Origin of the sequence: Thermoflexus sp. (genome assembly GCF_034432235.1) — a bacterium.
Lineage (GTDB): Bacteria > Chloroflexota > Anaerolineae > Thermoflexales > Thermoflexaceae > Thermoflexus.
Genome location: NZ_DAOUCJ010000078.1, coordinates 12,499 through 29,647 on the forward strand (window position 1 = coordinate 12,499; position 17,149 = coordinate 29,647).

The window sequence follows — 17,149 nt, forward strand, 5'->3', positions numbered from 1 at the left end:
CGAGGGGCATGATGAATCGTCTCTATTCTACGCCGAGCCGGGGGGATATATTTGGGCGTACGGCAGCGGAACGAAACCATTCCTCCCACACAATCCGGCCCAGCTCATTCAGCCGCATTTCGCCCTTCGCCACCTCGCCAAACCGGCATGCCCGCTCGTGGGTGCACACCGTGATGAAATACACGCCGGGCTGGGTGTAATCATACTCCTTCAGGCGGATGCTACATCGATGGTGCTTTTCCGGGTCGTAAGACATGGTTCGATTCCCTCCGCTGGAATGGTAGGGGCACGGCATGCCCTGCCCCCACCCGTTCGACGTGAAAGACCCGGAACGAGGATCTATCGCCGATATGCACCAGCTGAACTATCGAACGGACCGCCTCCCGCACGCTGGCAGGGGCGTCCCGGCGGGACGCCCCTGCTACCACATCCAGGTCCAGCGGGAGGGAATCCATCACCGGGTATCCTAACCCCTTGAAGAAGGCCTTCGCGCCTTCCAGGGAGGTATAGCGAGAGAGGAGCATTCTCACTTGATCCAGGTCCGGCATTGCATTTCACCTCCTCACGCTTGCGGCGCGCGATCCTCCCGACGAGGGGCGATCAGCGAAGGGCCTGGAGCCCATGGCCGGATTCTACTGGTCTGGCTTTTTGCCTGGTGGCCTGCCTCGGCCCCTGGCCGCTTCCGCGGTCCTGAAAACCAGGACTTACCGAACGCTGGGGCGACGCTGCGCCTTTACTCGACCCCTTCCACCCACTGGCGCGGATCGACGGGGATGCCCCGCACCCGGATTTCCCAGTGCAGGTGGGCGCCGGTGGAGAGGCCGGTGTTCCCCACGTAGCCCAGCAGATCCCCCGCCTTCACCCGCTGCCCGGCTTGAACGGCCACCGCGCTGAGGTGCCAGTAGCCGCTGCATACCCCCCAGCCGTGCCGGAGGATCACGGCGTTGCCCCGCACGATCAGCGGCCCAGCGAGGGCGACCAGGCCGTCAGCCGGCGCATAAACCGGCGTCCCGATGGCTCCCCGGAGGTCCAGGCCCTCGTGGTAACTGGTGTAAGGCCCCCCATTATACGAACGCCGGGTGCCAAAGGGAGAGGTCACCTCGGGGTTCTCCACCGGATACCGGAAGGGGCCGCTCCAGCGCTGCTCGGGCTCGAAGGGCGTGCAGGCGGCCAGTACCTTCTCCCGCTCCTCCCGAATCAGCCGGGGGTCGAGCAGGTTCTGGCGATCCGGCGGCAGGCGGATCGCTTCCCGCCCGTAAGGCCCGGCGTCCACCCGCACCTGGAGGTGGACACGCACCGTCTGACCGTCGGAGCGGCGGGCGGTGAGGGCCAGGGGATATACTCCGGGGGCCTGCATCGCCGGCACGGCCAGCAGCCCTTCCCCGCCCTCCGCCGTCGGCGCCAGGGGATAGTTCACGCCCAGGAAGGTCGCCTCCAGCGCCGCCGGCTCGGAGAGGCGAACGCGCACCGGAAACACCCGTCCCTGAACCGCTGGAGCTGCGCCCACCTCGATCTCCACAAACGGCGAGGGCCAGACGGTGGGAGCGCCCCGGGCTTCCTCCGGGATCCGAAGGACCTGTCCGGCGAAGATCCGGTTGGGGCTATTTAGATTGTTCAGGGCCATCAGGCGCTCCACGGTAGTGCCATAGCGCAGCGCGATGCGATACAGGGTCTCCCCGGGCTGAACGATATGAATCCGTCCAGGGGAAGGGGCGGAGGCGTCGGCGGGGATGAGGAGCACCTGGCCCACATAGATCAGGTTGGGATTTGCCAGGCCGTTGGTCGCCGCGATCTCCGACACGGTGCTCCCGAAGCGCGCCGCGATGCGGGTGAGGGTATCTCCGGGTTGCACAGTGTAGCGGACCGGCTCCTGCGCGAGGGCGGGCCGAGCCAGCGCGAGGCTCAAAGCCAGCCCCATCAGGATCCCCCAGCCTCCTCGCGCCATGTCCAGACCTCCCCGATCCGGGCGTGGGTCAGCAAACCCACGGGACCTTCGATCAGGTAGCGGGCCGGGCGCGGCGGGATATACACCCGGAAGGGACGAGCTTCCACCGCGTGGACGATCCGCCCGGCCTCATCCAGCCAGATGGCGGCGATGGGGAAGAACACGAAGAACATATGGATGGCGGTTTCCCACCGGCCGGCTCGCGGGAACACGAAGAAAAGCCCTTCCTCCCCCATCCGGAGGCGGAACATCCATCCGCGCCCGCGGCACCACCACGAGCGGCAGGGCCGCAGCCGGGCCAGCAGCCGTCCGTCCGGGTCATAGAGAAGAATCCGCGGGGCCATCGGGCGCGCCCGGGGAAGATGCCTGCTTCACCTGAGCCCACAACGCATCCATTTCTTCCGGCGAGAGCTCCTGGAGCCGCCGGCCCTGGGCGGCGACGAGGGCCTCCATCTGACGGAACCGGCGCGCGAAGCGGGCGTTGGCCTCCCGGAGGGCGGCCTCCGGGTCAATCCCCCAGTGTCGGGCGAGCTGCGCCAGGGTGAAGAGCAGATCCCCGAACTCCACCGCCCGATGGGCCGGATCCGCCGCGGCGGCGATCTCCCGCAGCTCCTCCTGGAGCTTCTCGAGCACCCCATCGGCGTCCGACCAGTCAAACTTCAACCGGGCGGCCCGCTCGCCGTAGGCCGCCGCCTGGGCCAGGGCGGGCAGGCCCTTCGGCACCCCATCCAGGATCGAGGCGGCCTGGCCCTGCTCCGCTTTCTCCCGCTGCTTGATTTGCTCCCAGTTCTCCAGCACCTGCCGGACGCCAGTGACCCGCAGGTCGCCGAACACATGGGGATGGCGGCGGCGGATCTTCTCGTTCACATGGGCGATGACCTCCGCCATCGAGAACTCCCCGCTTTCGACCGCGATCTGGCTGTGGAAGACGATCTGCAGCAGGAGATCCCCCAGCTCCTCCTTCAGGCGGCCGGGATCATCCGCGTCCAGCGCCTCCAGGACCTCATAGGCCTCCTCCAGCAGGTTGGCGCGCAGGCTCTGATGGGTCTGTTCCCGATCCCAGGGGCAACCCTCGGGGGAACGGAGATGGGCGATGGTGTCCTGGAACGTCTCGAAGGCGCCGGGCCGGGCCAGGGGCGGCACATACAGGGCGGTGAGCGGGGTGAAATCCGAACGATGGTCCAGCTGATACAGCGGGAAGGTGACCTGCCGGGCCTCCGGAAGCCCCGCGGCGTCGATCAGCGTCACCGGGTGCTCCGGGGGATACTGATTCATCAGGGTGAGCTTGAGATCAGCGGCCACCGTCCGGCTGTCCACCTGGGCGATCAGGGCCGGGCGATCCGGATTCAGAGGGGGATGATATCGCTCGGCCAGCTCAAAGGCGTCCGCGATCTGAAGGCCGTCCAGCGCGTCCAGGCCCAGGAGCTCCAGGGCGGTTTCGATGAAGCTGAGGCCGTGGACGATCCGGATGGGGATGCCGGCCCCGGCGGCCAGGGCGCGGATCCGAGCCACGGTCGCTTCCCCCACGAAGGGCGAGCCGGGCACCGCATAGCAGACGCCCTCCGGCCGCCGGCCCAGCTCCAGGACCGTGCGGGCGATCCGCTCGTAGACCGCCTCCAGGTTCTCCTCTTCCGCGTAGACCGCATCGAAGTCGTAAACCACCAGGTGAGGCGGCAGCGCCGCCACCGCCGGATGCCGCCGGGTCCGCACATAGATCTCCCGAAGCCCCTCCAGGACCTCCATCGCCTCCCGGGTCCAGTATCGAGGATCTCCGGGGCCCAAACCCAGAATGATGATCACGCCTCAGCCTCCCGGGAAAAGAGATCAGACCGGCGCCGCTCGATCCTCCAGCGGATGGGCTATGCCCGGGGGAGATACCAGCCCACCGTCCGGTTGGCGCGCGTAAGATACGCGCAAGCGACCCGCTGCACGTCCTCGGGGGTCACCCGGCCCAGGCGCTCCAGATAGGTCTCGAACCAGGTGTAATCCGCGAAGATCTCGCTCCAGCCATACCAGAAGCCCTGGTTGGTCACCGACTCGCTGCTGTAAGCGAAGTCGGCGCGAGCCTGCTTGAGGGCCTTCTCGAACTCCTCCGGGCGGATGGGCTCGGATTGCAGACGCTGGATCTCGGCATCGATAATCGCCTCCGCCTCTTCCGGATGCCGGCCGGGCTGCAGGGTCGCCGTGAGGCTGTAAAGGAAGGGGTCCACGGTGGGGATCAGGCTGCTTTCCACTTCAGCGGCGATCTGCGTCTCCACCAGGGCCCGGTAAAGCCGCGAGGTCTTATTGGACGTGCCGCCGCTGAAGCTGAGAGAGCCCGAACCGGCCAGCACGGCGTTCAGGATCACCAGGGGCATAAAGTCCGGGTGGCTCGCCTGCGGGGCGTGATACGCGATCTCCAGGTAGGCGGTGTTCCCGTCCCCTTCCACGACCACCCGGCGTTCCCCCCGCTGGGGAGGCTCCGTCACCCGCAAGCGAGGGATCTCCAGGGCCGGGCGGATGCGACTGAAAGCCCGTTCAATGACCCGCAACGCCTCCGGGATCCGGAAATCCCCCACCGCCACCGCGATGGCATTGTTGGGCGCGTAATAAGTCCGGTAGTGACGGTAGAGATCCTCCCGCGACATGGTCTGGAGATCCCCCGGCCATCCGATAACCTCGTGGCCATAAGGATGGGCCTGGAAGGCAAGGGCCTGCACCTGCTCGCTCAACAGAAAAAGAGGGTTGTTCTCCGCCCCGTGCCGTTCGGAGAGGATCACCGTGCGCTCCGCCTCCACCTCCTTCGGGTGGAAGAGGGCCTTCGTCATCCGATCGGCCTCGATCTCCGGGGCGATCGTCCACCGATCGGAGGGCAAGGTCTCGAAATAAGCGGTGAAATCCAGCCAGGTCATCCCATTCCAGGCCCCTCCCTCCCGGGAGATCAGACGGTCCAGCGTCCCCTTCGGATAGGTGGGGGTGCCCTTGAAGAGCATATGCTCCACCCAATGGGAGATCCCGGTGAGGCCGGTGGGCTCATCCCGGCTCCCCACGCGATACCAGACCCAGAAGGTGACCACCGGGGCATGGTGCTGCTCTTTCAGCACCACCGTCAGCCCATTGTCCAGCACCGTTTTCAGAAAACCGTCCCGACGAACCGGACGAAACCGTCGGGAGATCCGGGAAGCCGATCGCCGCGTCATCGCCTTCACCTCAACAGATGAGGCAGCAGGAAAGCCAGGGCGATCTGGCCGCCGAGGAGGAGCGCGGCCAGCACGCCGATGCGGCGCAGATCCCGCCGCACATAGGAGTAATCATAATTCGCCAGGCTGGATGCCGGCCGTCGGGACGGAGCCGGCGAAGCGGACACCGGGATCTCCCGGGCCGGGGCCGGAACCGCCCGGGCCGGGGTGGAAGGGGTCGATCGCACCCGTCGTTTCTTGGCCATCGGGATCCCACTCCTGAAGGAAGATCATCTCGTAGGGGCGACCCGGCGGGTCGCCCCTCCTTTGCATCCCCCGCATCCCATCGCCTCCAGCACCCGCCTGCATGCGGTGAGATGGCGGATTCCCTGCTGGGAAGCCCAGTCAGAGCGCTTTGAAATTAGGGAAGAGCCCGGAGGCAGAGCCCCTCGCCGGATCCCGCCCGGCGTCAGCGGGCGATCTCCACCGCTCGGGTCTCCCGGATCACGGTGACCTTGATCTGCCCGGGATACTGCATCGTCTCCTCGATCTTGCGGGCGATCTCCCGGGACATCCGGATGACGGCGAGGTCATCCACCTCCTCGGGCTTCACGATGATGCGGATCTCCCGGCCGGCCTGAATGGCGTAGCATTCGGCGACGCCGGGATAGGAGCGGGCCAGGTTCTCCAGATCCTGGATCCGCTTGAGATACATCTCCAGGGTCTCCCGGCGGGCGCCGGGCCGGGCGCCGGAGATGGCATCGGCGGCCTCGACGATCACCGCCTCGATGCACTCCTGCGGGACCTCGTGGTGGTGGCTGGCGATGCAGTTGACCACCTTGGGCGGCGCCCCATAGCGTCGGGCCAGCTCCGCGCCGATCAGGGCGTGGGTGCCCTCCACCTGATGGTCCACCGCCTTCCCGATGTCATGCAACAGCCCGCCCATCCGGGCGATCCGCACATCGGCGCCCAGCTCCGCCGCGATCATCCCGGCCAGCCAGGCCACCTCGACCGCGTGATGCAACTGGTTCTGGCCGTAACTGGTCCGGAACTTCAAACGGCCCAGGAGACGGATGAGCTCGGGATGCAGGCCGGTGACCCCCGCTGCGGCCGCGGCCTGCTGGCCTTCTTCCCAGATGATCCGCTCCACCTCCTCCCGGGCCTCGGCCACCACCTTCTCGATCCGCGCCGGATGGATCCGCCCGTCCTGGATCAGGCGGGTGAGGGCGATGCGGGCGATCTCCCGGCGCACCGGATCATGGGAAGAGAGGGTGATGGCCTCCGGGGTGTCGTCCACAATGATCTCCACCCCGGTGATCTTCTCCAGGGCCCGGATGTTCCGACCGTTCCGCCCGATGATGCGCCCTTTCATCTCATCGTTCGGCAGGGGCACCACCGAGACGGTCAACTCGGCGACCTGCTCGCTGGCGATGCGCTGGATGGCGGTGGCGATGATCTCGCGGGCGCGCTCCTCCGCCTGAATCCGGGCCTCGGCCTCGATCTGGCGGTAAAGGCGCGCCATATCCTCCCGCGCCTCTTTTTCCACCATCTCCAGCAGGGCCTGACGGGCCTGCTCGACGGTCATCCCGGCGACCTGCTCCAGGGCGGCCCGGCGCTCCTCCTCAAAGCGGCTGATCGCCGCCTGCAGCTGAGCGCTCTGGCGATCCAGCTCCGCCTGACGCTCGTTCAGACGGCGCTCCTGCTTCTCCAGCCGTTCCGCCCGGCGATCCAGCTCCTCCCGTCGATGGCGCAGGCGCTCTTCCTCCTTGCGGAGGTCGGCCCGCCACCGGCGCAGCTCCGATTCGGTCGCCTCCCGAAGGCGAAGGGCTTCATCTTTGGCCTGGAGAAGAAGCTCCGCCGCCTGTTGTTTGGCTTCCTCGATCAGCCGTTGGGATTCCTGCCGCGCGGCTTCGATCTCGCTCCGGAGCTGTTCTCGAACCCGTTGCTGGACCAGTCGCTTTCCCAGGAACCATCCCAGCGCACCGCCGCCAATGACTCCGATTGCGGCCAGTGGGACAATGATCAGCCAGTCCATGACGCATCCTGTCTCGATTGAGATACGGGAAAATCCTTTCCTCTCCTCTGGAGGTCTGGAGAGACCGGCCCCCAGAGCCCCTATCGGGTCCACGCCTACTCATTCAGATCTTCCCCCTCCTCCTGCTCCATAGTTCGGAGGATCTCCATCACCAGCTCCCCCTCGAACCCCCGGCGGATGAGGTATGCGGCCAGGCGCCGTCGGAAGGTGAGGGGATCCAGACCCCGCAACCGCCGGGCCCGTTCCCGGGCCAGGCGCAGGGCGAGGGCACGTTCATCGGGAGAGGTCTCCTGGAGGACCTCCCGGATGATGGCGAGGGGAACGCCTTTGCGCCGGAGCTCGGCCTGGAGGGCCCGGCGGCTGCGCGGCCGGAACGCGGTCCGACTCTCCACCCAGAACCGGGCGAAGGCCCGATCATCCACCAGCCCCACGCGCCGAAGCCGTTCCAGCTCCGCTTCCACGGTCCGGGCGTCGAAGCCCTTCCGGCGCAGGTGGTCGGCGACCTCCCGTTCGCTGCGGGGGCGATAACTCAGGAACCGGAGGGCGATCTCATGGGCCTGTTCCCGGAGATCCCGCTCCAGGAGCTGGCGGATCTCCTCATCGGTGAGCACCTGGCCCGGGCGCAGCCGCGCGGCCTCCACGGCCGTCAGCCGGAACGCCCGACGGCCATCCAGATAAACGGCCACGCGGCCGCTTTTCAGCGCTCGCAAACCGGTGATCCGACCGCCCATGAAGCCTCTGGGCGAAGAGAGATCCCTGGCGGGGAAGCGGGTCTCGCCTTCCCGGCCGGCGATCCCCGAGCCCCTCCGGCCGGTTATTCGGCCTCCAGGATGGGAGCGGCCTCCTCGGCGCCCTCCGCGCTCACCCCCAGGCGTTTGAGGGAGGCCGCACGGGCGGCGTTTTCCCGGATCTGGCGCTCCAGCTCCTCCAGCAATTCCGGATGGGCTTTCAGAAACTCGCGGGCGTTCTCCCGGCCCTGCCCCAGGCGGGTGTCTCCATACATAAAGAAAGTGCCCCGCTTCGTGACCAGCCCCAGCTCGGTCGCCAGATCCAGGATATCCCCGGCCTTGCTGATCCCCTCATTGTAGAGGATATCGAACTCCGCCTCGCGGAAGGGCGGAGCCACCTTGTTCTTCGTCACCCGAACCCGGACCCGGCTGCCGATGATCTCGCCGCCCGCTTTCAGATTCTGCAGGCGACGGATCTCCAGGCGGACCGAGGCGTAGAACTTGAGGGCCATGCCGCCGGTGGTGGTCTCCGGGTTGCCGAACATCGTGCCGATCTTCATCCGCAGCTGGTTGGTGAAGAGCATCGCCGTGTTGGACTGGCGGATGGCCCCGGCGAGCTTGCGCAGGGCCTGGCTCATCAGGCGCGCCTGGAGCCCCACGTGGGCGTCGCCCATCTCCCCCTCGATCTCCGCCCGTGGCACCAGCGCCGCCACCGAGTCCACCACCACGACATCCACGGCCCCGCTGCGGATCAGGGTCTCCGCGATCTCCAGGGCCTGCTCCCCGGTGTCCGGCTGTGCCACATACAGGTTATCGACATCCACGCCGCATCGCTGGGCATACTGGGGATCGAGGGCATGCTCCATATCGATGAACGCCGCGATCCCGCCCCGTTTCTGAGCTTCAGCGATGACATGGAGACAGAGGGTCGTCTTCCCGGAAGCCTCCGGGCCGTAGATCTCGGTGATCCGCCCTCGGGGGATCCCCCCTACGCCTAAGGCCAGATCCAGGGCCAGGGAGCCCGTGGGGATCACGTCCACCGGCTGCTGCGCCGCCTCCCCCAGGCGCATGATCGTTCCTTCTCCAAATCGTTTCGTCAGCGTTAACACCGCGGTCTCCAGGGCCTTTCGCCGCGCGTCGTTCCCCATCGCTCACCTCTCTCCACAGACTGGATCCACAGATAGGTCACCTCTCAAGAGATCAGCTGATGGATACCCATGCTTTAAAATAGTTTACGTTTGGAGGGTCCAGCATGCAAACCCGTGCAGGGGACTCCACCGGCTTTACACCATCGGGCTCCGATCCGGAAGACAGAACATCCTCTCGCGGTGGTCCGGACGGGAAAGCCTTAGGATGGGGAGCTCCGGCTTCTGCAAATCCGGGCGAACCGGACTAAGATGAAGGAGCGAGCTCGTGGAGGGGAGAGGCACGGTGCGAGTTCCCCGCCTGGTGCTGTTCCTGGTCGCCTTCGCGGCGCTCATTTACGTCACGGAGCGGTTGTGGCAGCTATTCAGCATGTTCGCCGACCTGGTCCGCATGCTGGCCCTGGCCTGGCTGCTGGCCTACGTGTTGCATCCTCTGGTGGCCTGGCTGGATCGCGGGCCGTTTCCCGAGCCATGGCTGGAGGGCCTGATCCGCCGGGGGGCACCTCTGCAGCTCCGCGTCCTCACGCGCTTCCGGATCCCCTACCCCATCGGCGCCACGCTGGTTTACACCGGCCTGCTCGCAGCGATCCTGATCGGCCTGCTGCTGGGAGTGCCCCTGCTGGTTCCCCAGGCCCTGGAGCTCACGACGCTGCTCACTTCCTATCTTCAGAAGGCGCCGGAGATCCTGGTGGAGCTCCAGCGGGATCTGGCCGCGCGCCTCAACGTCCCGGTGGAATCCCTGGCGATCCTTCCCTCCCGGGAAGCCTGGCAGGATCTGGCGCGGCTGGGGGCCGGGTGGGTGCTGCCGATCCTGGTGGAAACCGCGCGGCGGATCGGGGGCGGGCTGGTGGAATTCCTGCTGATCCTGGCATTGAGCTATTATACGATGCTGGACTGGCGCAACCTTTCCCGGCAGATCCTCGCGCTGATCCCCCCGGCGTATCACGACGAGATCCGGGCGACCGCGGCGATCCTGGATCGCACCTTCGGGGGTTTCCTCCGGGGGCAATTGCTGATTGCGCTGATCAACGGGCTGATGACCTTTGGGGTGATGGTGGCCTTTGGCGCTCCTTTTGCTGGCCTGATCGCCTTGCTCGCAGGGCTGGTCATCCTGATCCCCCTCATCGGAGCGCCCATCGCCCTCTGGGGGCCTCCGCTCACCTTCTGGCTCCGGGGGGAGTGGAGCGCCGGGCTCTGGATGTGGATCGTCCTGCTGATCTACCAGCAGATCCTTTTTCATTTCCTGGTCCCCCGCATGCTGGGGGAGGCCACCGGGTTACCCCCCTTGCTGACGCTGATCGCCATTCTCGTGGGAGTGCGCCTCCTCGGCTTCTGGGGATTCATCTTCGCCATCCCGGTAGCCGGCGCCGGATACAGCCTGGCGTTTCTGCTGCTGAACTCCCAGGGCGCTCCTACCCGAGCGCCGGAGCCGTCCGCGGGATCACCGTCCACTGATCCGATCGAAGATCGTAAATGAGATCGAAGACCATGCCATCGGCGGTGCGCGCCCGGAACCCCAGCGTCTCCGGGGTTCGCCAGCGATGGAGGATCTCCGCCACCGCCTTCTCCGTTCCTTCCCATTCAAAAGATTCCGGTCGCTCTGGATAAGTCGATCCAGCGTAGCAACGCACCCTGGCCATAGCGGTCCTCCTGATCAAAACGATTCTGGAGAAGGGGACGTTGAAAACCATCTCGCCATCCTGGATCTCAGAAGGCGATCCTCCGTCGCGCTGAGAAAGCATGTCGGCCCGGGAACTTCCCGGGCCCGCCCATCGTTATCTTAAATCGGGCCTGGAGTCTTCGGGCTGAAATCGAGCGATGACCTCAACGCTCTTCCTCCCCTCTCTGGAAGAAAAGGAGCGTTCCGATGAACATGAGGACGAAGATCGGGAAGATCGGCATCGGGATGATCGGGTGGCTGGCCGCATGTCAGATGGGCCGCCCGTCCATCCCTTCCACCCCGACGGCTTCGCCGGTCCCTCCCCAGCAGGCGCCTACACCAACCTTTACGCCCGCGCCCCCCACTCTTCAGGGGCCCTTCACCGTGGTCCTGGTTCCACCCACGGATCAGCTGAATGTGCGCGCCGGGCCGGGGCCCGATCAGCCGATCCTGACGACGTTGCCCCCGAACGCTTCCGGCCTGTTCCTCACCGGAAAGGAGGAGACCGTTGCGGGCGCCCGCTGGGTGGAGGTCCGCCTTCCCGACGGACGGATCGGCTGGGTGAACGCGATGTTCCTCACCCCGGAGGTGTCCCTCCAGGCGTTCTGCGCGGACCCCCAGGTGAGCGCGTTGCTGGACCGGCTGGAGGCGGCCATCCGGGGGCGAGACGGCCCGGCGCTCGCGGCGCTGATCAGCCCCATCCATGGGTTGCGCATCCACGTCAGCCGCATCAGCGATCCCGTCCTGATCCGACCGGAGCAGGCGGCCACCCTCTTCACCGATGAGACGCCCATCCGCTGGGGCGTTCATCCGGCCAGCGCCACGGAGATCGTGGGTCCCTTCCGCCAGGCCGTGCTGCCGGATCTCCTGGATGTCATCGGTCGTCCCCATGAGCGGCACTGCGGCCTGCTGGTGCCTCCAGTCACTTATCAGCCGGCCTGGCCGGAGTTCTATCAGGGGTTCCGGTTCTACAGCCTGCACCGGCCAGGCACCCCGGGCAATGAGCTGGACTGGCGAACCTGGGTCGTGGGCATTGCATATATGAACGGCCATCCCTACGTGGCCGTGCTCATGCAATTTTTCTGGGAGCCTTAGGAATCTCCCGCTGAACTTTCCCGTTTGCTTTCGCCCTTCCTTTCGACTACACTCGTTAAGAACCATCCAATGCTGGATTTCCCAAATCCTCTGGAGCGAGCATGGGCCATGAGGATCTCCTGGGGACGATCGAGAGCCGCCACCGGGTTTTCCCGACACCGGTGGCGGACGTTGCTCGCGCTGGCGCTGGGGATCGGCCTTCTGGCCCTCTTGGGGCTGGCGTGGCGAGGCATGGCGGCGGTGGCCCGCCCCCAGCAGGAGAGCTCCTCGATCTGCTTTTACATCGATCCTCTCGATAGCCGGGTCCGGTGCGCTCCTCGTTTCTTTTCTCAAGCAGCCACGACCATCACCGACCGGGTTTCCCTTCGCCTCCAGGCTCTGGTCGCCGGGCCGACGGCCGAGGAACGGGCGGCTGGATTGTGGTCCCCGCTACCCCCCGGAGCCCGCGTCGCCAGTTTCCAGTGGTCCGGTCATGGGCTCACGCTCTACCTGGAGCTGCCCGCCTCTTATCTGGAGCGGACCGGCGGGGCGGAGCCGATGCTCAATCCGTGGACCATCGATCAGGCGGCTTATCTCTTCCTACGGCATCTGGAGCCCTTCGGGGTGCAGAACGTGCAGTTGATGGCCCGGAACCCTCAGGATGGGCGGTTTTATGCCCTCTCCTGGTTCCTCCGGGAAACCCCGCCCGTCAATAAACCCACCGAGCTCGCGCGGGCGAGGGGAGAGCCTCTGACTCCTATGAGCGCTGCCGGCCAGCTCCCTGCCTACAGCCGCCCTCAAGCTCAGGGGTTCCTGAGCGGAAAGGCTGTTTATCTGAGCGCGGGCCACGGCTGGTACTGGTATGCGCCGGGCGGCCGCTGGTTGACTCAGCGGGGGAACACCAATGGGCTGGTGGAAGATCTGAACAACGCGGAGACCGTCAACCAGTTCCTGATCCAGTATCTCTTTAACGCGGGGGCGGATGTCTGGCCAGTTCGAGAACGGGATATGAACCCCTGGGAAGGGATCGCGGACAATGATAACCCTCAGGTGTATCAGGAGCAGGGCTCCTGGTCCCCGGGCACCCTCCCGGGCTACAACGGCGGCACCTACCGCACGGCCCTGACGGCTCTGGGAGCCGTCACCGCCCAGGCCGTCTGGACACTGATGCCGCCCCGGGATGGCATCTATGCCGTTTACGTCTGGTATACGAGCGGCTCGAACCGGAGCACAGACGCGCAGTTCCTGATCGAGCATGCCGGGGGCCGCAGCGAGGTTCGGATCAACCAGCAGGGCCACGGCTATACTTGGCGCTATCTGGGCTCCTTCCCCTTCCGCGGCGGGCAGCCCGCCCGGGTGATCCTCACCAACCGGACCGATCGCCCGGAGAACCTGAACCGCGTGGTGGTGGCGGACGCTGTTCGGATCGGTGGGGGAATGGGCACGATGACCGGAGATGGGCCCCCGCCCAGCCCCGGGCCAAGCGGGCGACCGCGCTGGGAGGAAGCCGCTCGCTACTGGGCGAAATACCAGGGGGCTCCGCCTTCGGTCTACGATCCTTTTCAGTGCTCCAGTTATAGCGCATGCGGGGATTTGATTGATGACGTAACCGCTCGCCCCCGTTATGTGGAGTGGGAGCGGGAGCCCTTCGATGATCCGGTTTACTTCTCGTTCCACACAAACGCCTATAATGGGACCCTGCGAGGGACAGAATCGTATGTTTATGACAACAGCGATCCGAACTACCGGCGAACGCCGGGAAGCCTGGAGCTCCAGGATGCGATCCATACCCAGGTGATCCAGGATATCCGGGCCGGCTGGGATCCGAACTGGATCGACCGGGGGAAGAAACAGGCCAATCTGGGGGAATTGCGCCTCCTTTCGACGATGCCCGGTGTCCTCCTGGAAGCGGCGTTCCATGACAACCCGCAGGACGCCGCCGCGCTCAAGGATCCTCGCTTCGCTATGCTGGTGGCCCGGGCGATCTATAAGGGGATCGTGCGCTATTACGCGCAGCGGGATGGCCGCTCCCCGGTCTTCCTGCCGGAGCCTCCCCAGGCCCCAGTGGCCCGTCAAACAGGGCCAGGCCAGGTGACGCTTTCCTGGCAACCTTCGCCCAGCGATGGCGGTGTGCTCCTGGGCCATCCGGCCACGGCCTACAAGGTTTATACCAGCACCGATGGATTCGCCTGGGGGGATGGGGTTCTCGTCAACGGCACCTCCTACACGCTTTCCGGTCTGCCGGAGGGCACGACGCTCTTCTTCCGCGTGACCGGTCTGAACGCGGGCGGCGAATCCTTCCCCACCCCGGTCGTCGGGGTGCGGGTTGGGCCATGGGGCGCGCCCCGGCTGCTCCTCGTGGACGGCTTCGATCGGCTGGACGGGGCGATGCGGCCGACAGAGGATCTGGGGGGAAGCCTGGGGGTGGTGACGCGGATGCCGATCGCCCGGATGAACGCGTTCGACGCGCTGGCCCATGTGGGCCGCGCCCTCGCGATGCCCTTCGATGGGGCGACCGATGAGGCGGTCTCCGGCGGGTCTATCGGCCTGGAGGGCTATCCCATTGTCCTGTGGCTGCTGGGCGAGGAGGGATTCTCGGAGCCGACCCTGGACGACGGGGCCCGGGCCCGGTTACGCAGCTTTCTGGCGAACGGCGGGCGGCTGATCCTCAGCGGGTCCAACGTCGGCCAGGATCTCGGTCAACGGGATCCGGGCTTTCTGACCGATGCCCTCCGGACGGGCTTCGTCGCCGACGACGCCGGGACCCGGACCGTCCGCCCCGTTTCGGGGGGCCTGCTGGATGGGGTTGGGGATCTGACCCTGGATGATGGAACGATGGGGAGCCACCGGGTCACCACGCCGGATGTGCTCGCCCCCGGGCGTGACGCGCAGGCTCTCATGCAGTATCCGGATGGGCAGGCGGCGGCGACGTTCTATGGCGCGCCATGCCCGCAGGTGGCCGTCTTCGGGTTCCCCCTGGAAAGCGCATGGCCGATGGCGGCGCGCGCGGCCCTCCTCTCCCGATTGCTGGACGCGATGACTCGATGCGGGGCGCCCCCTGAGACCACGATCACGACTCCTGTCCCCAATGCCTTGCTGAACCAGGTCCCGGTGATCGCTGGAACCGCCTCCCCTTCGGACATCACAGGGGTCCAGGTGGCGCTTCAGCGGACAGCGGATCAGCAATGGTGGACGGGGAATGGATGGGGCGCGGGACCCGTCTGGCTAACGGCCACCGGGCGGCTTTCCTGGTCCTGGACGCCCCCCTCCGATCTGGCGGATGGGACCTATGGCGTGCTGGCCCGGGCAGTGCGGGGGACAACGGTGGATCCCACGCCGGCGGCGGTCACCTTCACGCTGGATCGGACACCCCCCGGAGTGCCGACGCTGATCACCCCGACGGTCACCGCCACGTATACGCCGCCCATTCGCTTCGAGTGGGCACCGACCGGATCGGAGCCTCCCGCCGGGTATGTGCTCATCCTCAACAGCGCCCGCTTTACCGTAACAGCGACCAGTTTCATGGCCAATCTGATGCCCGGGGAGTATCAGTGGACGGTTGCCGCCTTCGACGCCGCGGGCAACCTCTCCAGCACACCGCCGCCCGTGCGGTTCTATGTCGGCCCGGGCGCTCGGGGATCCACCCTGTATCTGCCTTTGATCCTGCGGGGAGCGGAGACGACGCCGCCCCCACCGCCGGCCTGTGAGGAACGGCTGCGCAATGGAGGGTTCGAAGCCGATCTAACAGGGACCTGGGAGATCCTGAACCCGGGCGCTCCCATCGCGCGGGTCCAGAGCCCGGTCCATGAGGGGCAGTGGGCTGTCCGCCTGGGTGACCTCCAGGCGACCTCCGCCTCTTACGCCACCCTCTGGCAGCGAGTGACCCTGGATGGCACCCGGGCGACCCTTACCCTGTGGCGTCTCCCGCAGATCCGGGATCGCGGAGATCGCTTCTACATCGGTTTCCGGAACGCGCGCAATGAGTGGGTGCCCCTGCTGGTGGATCAGGCGAACACCGGGACATGGGAGCTGGTGAGCCTGGACCTGACGCCGTATGTAGGGCAGATCATTACACTGACCATCGGCGTTTATAACAATGGAAGCGGGTTAGGGAGCGCTGCGGTGATCGATGGGGTTCACCTGGAGGTCTGTCGTTAGACCGCGCGGTTGAGCATCCCGAGAATTGCCTTGGCCCTCAAGTTTCTGTGGGGGAGGCCATATCGCCTTCCAGCGTGGAAGTTGAACAGCGAATGAAAAACCCTGAGTTCCCAGCAACAGGAGCATGACGCTCCATGCGAGCGCAAACGGCTTGGTTGCTGATCCTTTTGAGCGCAATGGTGATCGCGATGCTGGCCACGCCGGTGGCCCGGGCGGTCGCCTTCCGGATCGGGATGGTGGATCATCCCGCCCCGCGCAAGCTCCACACCCGGCCGATCCCGCTGCTGGGCGGCCTCGCGCTCTACCTCGCGGTCCTGATCGCCTTGTTGGTGCTGGAGGATCGTTATAACCTTCCTCAGTTGGCGGGGGTCATGATCGGGGCCACAGCGGTTTCCTTTCTGGGGATCTGGGATGATCGGTGGGGGCTTCGGCCTCTGATCAAGCTCAGCGGGCAGATCATCGTCGCCGGGGTTGTGATGGCCACCGGCGTCATGGTTTCCCTCTTCCCGTGGCCGATCCTGAACGTCCTGATCACTCTGTTCTGGCTGGTGGGGATTACGAACGCCTTTAACCTGATTGACAACATGGATGGCCTCTCGGGTGGGATCGGCGCGGTTTCCGCAGCTTTCTTCCTGCTTCTGGCGGCCCTGAACGGCCAGTATCTGGTGGGCGCCCTTTCGGCCGCTGTGCTGGGCGCCTGTATCGGCTTCCTGCGTTACAACTTCAACCCGGCTTCGATTTTCATGGGGGACGCTGGCAGCCTCTTCCTGGGTTTCCTGATGGCCGTGCTGGGGATTAAACTGCGCTTCCCCAATCACGTAGCCTTCGTCACCTGGATGGTCCCGGTGCTGGTGCTGGGGATCCCCATCTTCGACACCGCCCTGGTTATCGTCTCACGGTTGCGCCGGGGCTTGAACCCGCTCACCACCCCGGGGAAAGATCATCTCTCCCATCGGCTGGTGCGGGCTGGGATGACCCATCGGGAGGCGGTGCTCCTCCTCTATCTGGCCCAGGCCGCGCTGGGGGCCCTGGCGCTGTTTGTGGCGATGGCTGGGATGCTGGAGAGCTATCTGATCGGGGCCTTCGTAGGGGGGCTGGCGCTCTGGGCCCTCTGGCGCCTGGAACGACCGCCCTTCTGGGGGGGATAGCCCGACAACCTGCCGGGGCTCTGCCCACGGACATCTTACCCATCCGATCCCAACGACGCTCCATCGAAATCGGCGGGAAGAGCATGGGGAAGAAGGGG

The 17,149-nt window shown here is 66.1% G+C and carries 14 protein-coding genes; 4 read left to right on the top strand and 10 right to left on the bottom strand.

Features of this window, described 5'->3' with window-relative positions:
* Nucleotides 1–22: 22 nt before the first annotated feature.
* From VAE54_RS09550 to recA, 9 genes are all read right to left on the bottom strand, one after another.
* A complete protein-coding gene (locus VAE54_RS09550) occupies nt 23–256 on the bottom strand; it encodes a hypothetical protein (RefSeq protein ID WP_322801734.1) in 234 nt (77 codons plus the stop codon).
* A gap of 477 nt (nt 257–733) precedes the next feature.
* On the bottom strand, nt 734–1,945 hold the full coding sequence (locus tag VAE54_RS09555) for a LysM peptidoglycan-binding domain-containing M23 family metallopeptidase (RefSeq protein ID WP_322801735.1): 1,212 nt from the start codon (nt 1,943–1,945) through the stop codon (nt 734–736).
* Nucleotides 1,918–2,289 carry a DUF192 domain-containing protein gene (locus tag VAE54_RS09560; protein ID WP_322801736.1) on the bottom strand — a complete coding sequence of 124 codons (372 nt, stop codon included), beginning with the start codon at nt 2,287–2,289 and terminating at the stop codon, nt 1,918–1,920. The genes VAE54_RS09555 and VAE54_RS09560 overlap by 28 nt, the downstream gene beginning before the upstream one ends.
* Complete coding sequence (gene mazG, locus VAE54_RS09565) at nt 2,264–3,745, bottom strand: nucleoside triphosphate pyrophosphohydrolase (RefSeq protein ID WP_322801737.1); 1,482 nt, start codon at nt 3,743–3,745, stop codon at nt 2,264–2,266. Before mazG ends, VAE54_RS09560 begins: the two co-directional genes overlap by 26 nt.
* Before the next feature lie 59 nt (nt 3,746–3,804).
* The gene (locus VAE54_RS09570; protein WP_322801738.1) at nt 3,805–5,124 is read right to left on the bottom strand and encodes a pitrilysin family protein; all 1,320 of its coding nucleotides are present in this window, start codon (nt 5,122–5,124) and stop codon (nt 3,805–3,807) included.
* 5 nt (nt 5,125–5,129) lie between these two features.
* Nucleotides 5,130–5,369, bottom strand: a complete 240-nt coding sequence (locus VAE54_RS09575; protein ID WP_322801739.1) for a hypothetical protein — start codon at nt 5,367–5,369, stop codon at nt 5,130–5,132.
* Nucleotides 5,370–5,572: 203 nt separating this feature from the next.
* A complete protein-coding gene (gene rny, locus VAE54_RS09580) occupies nt 5,573–7,138 on the bottom strand; it encodes a ribonuclease Y (protein WP_322801740.1) in 1,566 nt (521 codons plus the stop codon).
* A 95-nt stretch (nt 7,139–7,233) separates the two neighbouring features.
* Nucleotides 7,234–7,869 (bottom strand): regulatory protein RecX, encoded by a 636-nt coding sequence (locus VAE54_RS09585; RefSeq protein ID WP_322801741.1) that lies wholly within the window; start codon nt 7,867–7,869, stop codon nt 7,234–7,236.
* A gap of 83 nt (nt 7,870–7,952) precedes the next feature.
* Nucleotides 7,953–9,014, bottom strand: coding sequence for a recombinase RecA (gene recA / locus VAE54_RS09590; protein WP_322801742.1), 1,062 nt, complete (start codon nt 9,012–9,014; stop codon nt 7,953–7,955).
* A gap of 283 nt (nt 9,015–9,297) precedes the next feature.
* On the opposite strand from recA, the gene VAE54_RS09595 reads away from it, so the two are divergent.
* Nucleotides 9,298–10,488 (top strand): AI-2E family transporter, encoded by a 1,191-nt coding sequence (locus VAE54_RS09595; protein ID WP_322801743.1) that lies wholly within the window; start codon nt 9,298–9,300, stop codon nt 10,486–10,488.
* Here the strand turns inward: VAE54_RS09595 and VAE54_RS09600 are convergent.
* A complete protein-coding gene (locus VAE54_RS09600) occupies nt 10,424–10,651 on the bottom strand; it encodes a hypothetical protein (RefSeq protein WP_322801744.1) in 228 nt (75 codons plus the stop codon). The genes VAE54_RS09595 and VAE54_RS09600 overlap by 65 nt on opposite strands.
* Nucleotides 10,652–10,878: 227 nt before the next feature.
* Here VAE54_RS09600 and VAE54_RS09605 point away from each other — a divergent pair, with 227 nt between their 5' ends.
* The 3 genes from VAE54_RS09605 (at nt 10,879) to VAE54_RS09615 (ending at nt 17,051) form a co-directional block, all read left to right on the top strand.
* On the top strand, nt 10,879–11,766 hold the full coding sequence (locus tag VAE54_RS09605; RefSeq protein WP_322801745.1) for an SH3 domain-containing protein: 888 nt from the start codon (nt 10,879–10,881) through the stop codon (nt 11,764–11,766).
* 108 nt (nt 11,767–11,874) lie between these two features.
* A complete protein-coding gene (locus VAE54_RS09610; protein ID WP_322801746.1) occupies nt 11,875–15,903 on the top strand; it encodes an N-acetylmuramoyl-L-alanine amidase in 4,029 nt (1,342 codons plus the stop codon).
* Between the two features lie 134 nt (nt 15,904–16,037).
* Nucleotides 16,038–17,051 (top strand): MraY family glycosyltransferase, encoded by a 1,014-nt coding sequence (locus VAE54_RS09615; RefSeq protein ID WP_322801747.1) that lies wholly within the window; start codon nt 16,038–16,040, stop codon nt 17,049–17,051.
* Nucleotides 17,052–17,149 lie beyond the last annotated feature (98 nt).

Bases quoted from the DNA above. Each gene is read 5' to 3' on its own strand.
- VAE54_RS09550 (WP_322801734.1), bottom strand. From the start codon at position 256: ATGTCTTACGACCCGGAAAAGCACCATCGATGTAGCATCCGCCTGAAG.
- VAE54_RS09555 (WP_322801735.1), bottom strand. From the start codon at position 1,945: ATGGCGCGAGGAGGCTGGGGGATCCTGATGGGGCTGGCTTTGAGCCTC.
- VAE54_RS09560 (WP_322801736.1), bottom strand. From the start codon at position 2,289: ATGGCCCCGCGGATTCTTCTCTATGACCCGGACGGACGGCTGCTGGCC.
- VAE54_RS09570 (WP_322801738.1), bottom strand. From the start codon at position 5,124: ATGACGCGGCGATCGGCTTCCCGGATCTCCCGACGGTTTCGTCCGGTT.
- VAE54_RS09575 (WP_322801739.1), bottom strand. From the start codon at position 5,369: ATGGCCAAGAAACGACGGGTGCGATCGACCCCTTCCACCCCGGCCCGG.
- rny (WP_322801740.1), bottom strand. From the start codon at position 7,138: ATGGACTGGCTGATCATTGTCCCACTGGCCGCAATCGGAGTCATTGGC.
- VAE54_RS09585 (WP_322801741.1), bottom strand. From the start codon at position 7,869: ATGGGCGGTCGGATCACCGGTTTGCGAGCGCTGAAAAGCGGCCGCGTG.
- recA (WP_322801742.1), bottom strand. From the start codon at position 9,014: ATGGGGAACGACGCGCGGCGAAAGGCCCTGGAGACCGCGGTGTTAACG.
- VAE54_RS09600 (WP_322801744.1), bottom strand. From the start codon at position 10,651: ATGGCCAGGGTGCGTTGCTACGCTGGATCGACTTATCCAGAGCGACCG.
- VAE54_RS09605 (WP_322801745.1), top strand. From the start codon at position 10,879: ATGAACATGAGGACGAAGATCGGGAAGATCGGCATCGGGATGATCGGG.
- VAE54_RS09610 (WP_322801746.1), top strand. From the start codon at position 11,875: ATGAGGATCTCCTGGGGACGATCGAGAGCCGCCACCGGGTTTTCCCGA.
- VAE54_RS09615 (WP_322801747.1), top strand. From the start codon at position 16,038: ATGCGAGCGCAAACGGCTTGGTTGCTGATCCTTTTGAGCGCAATGGTG.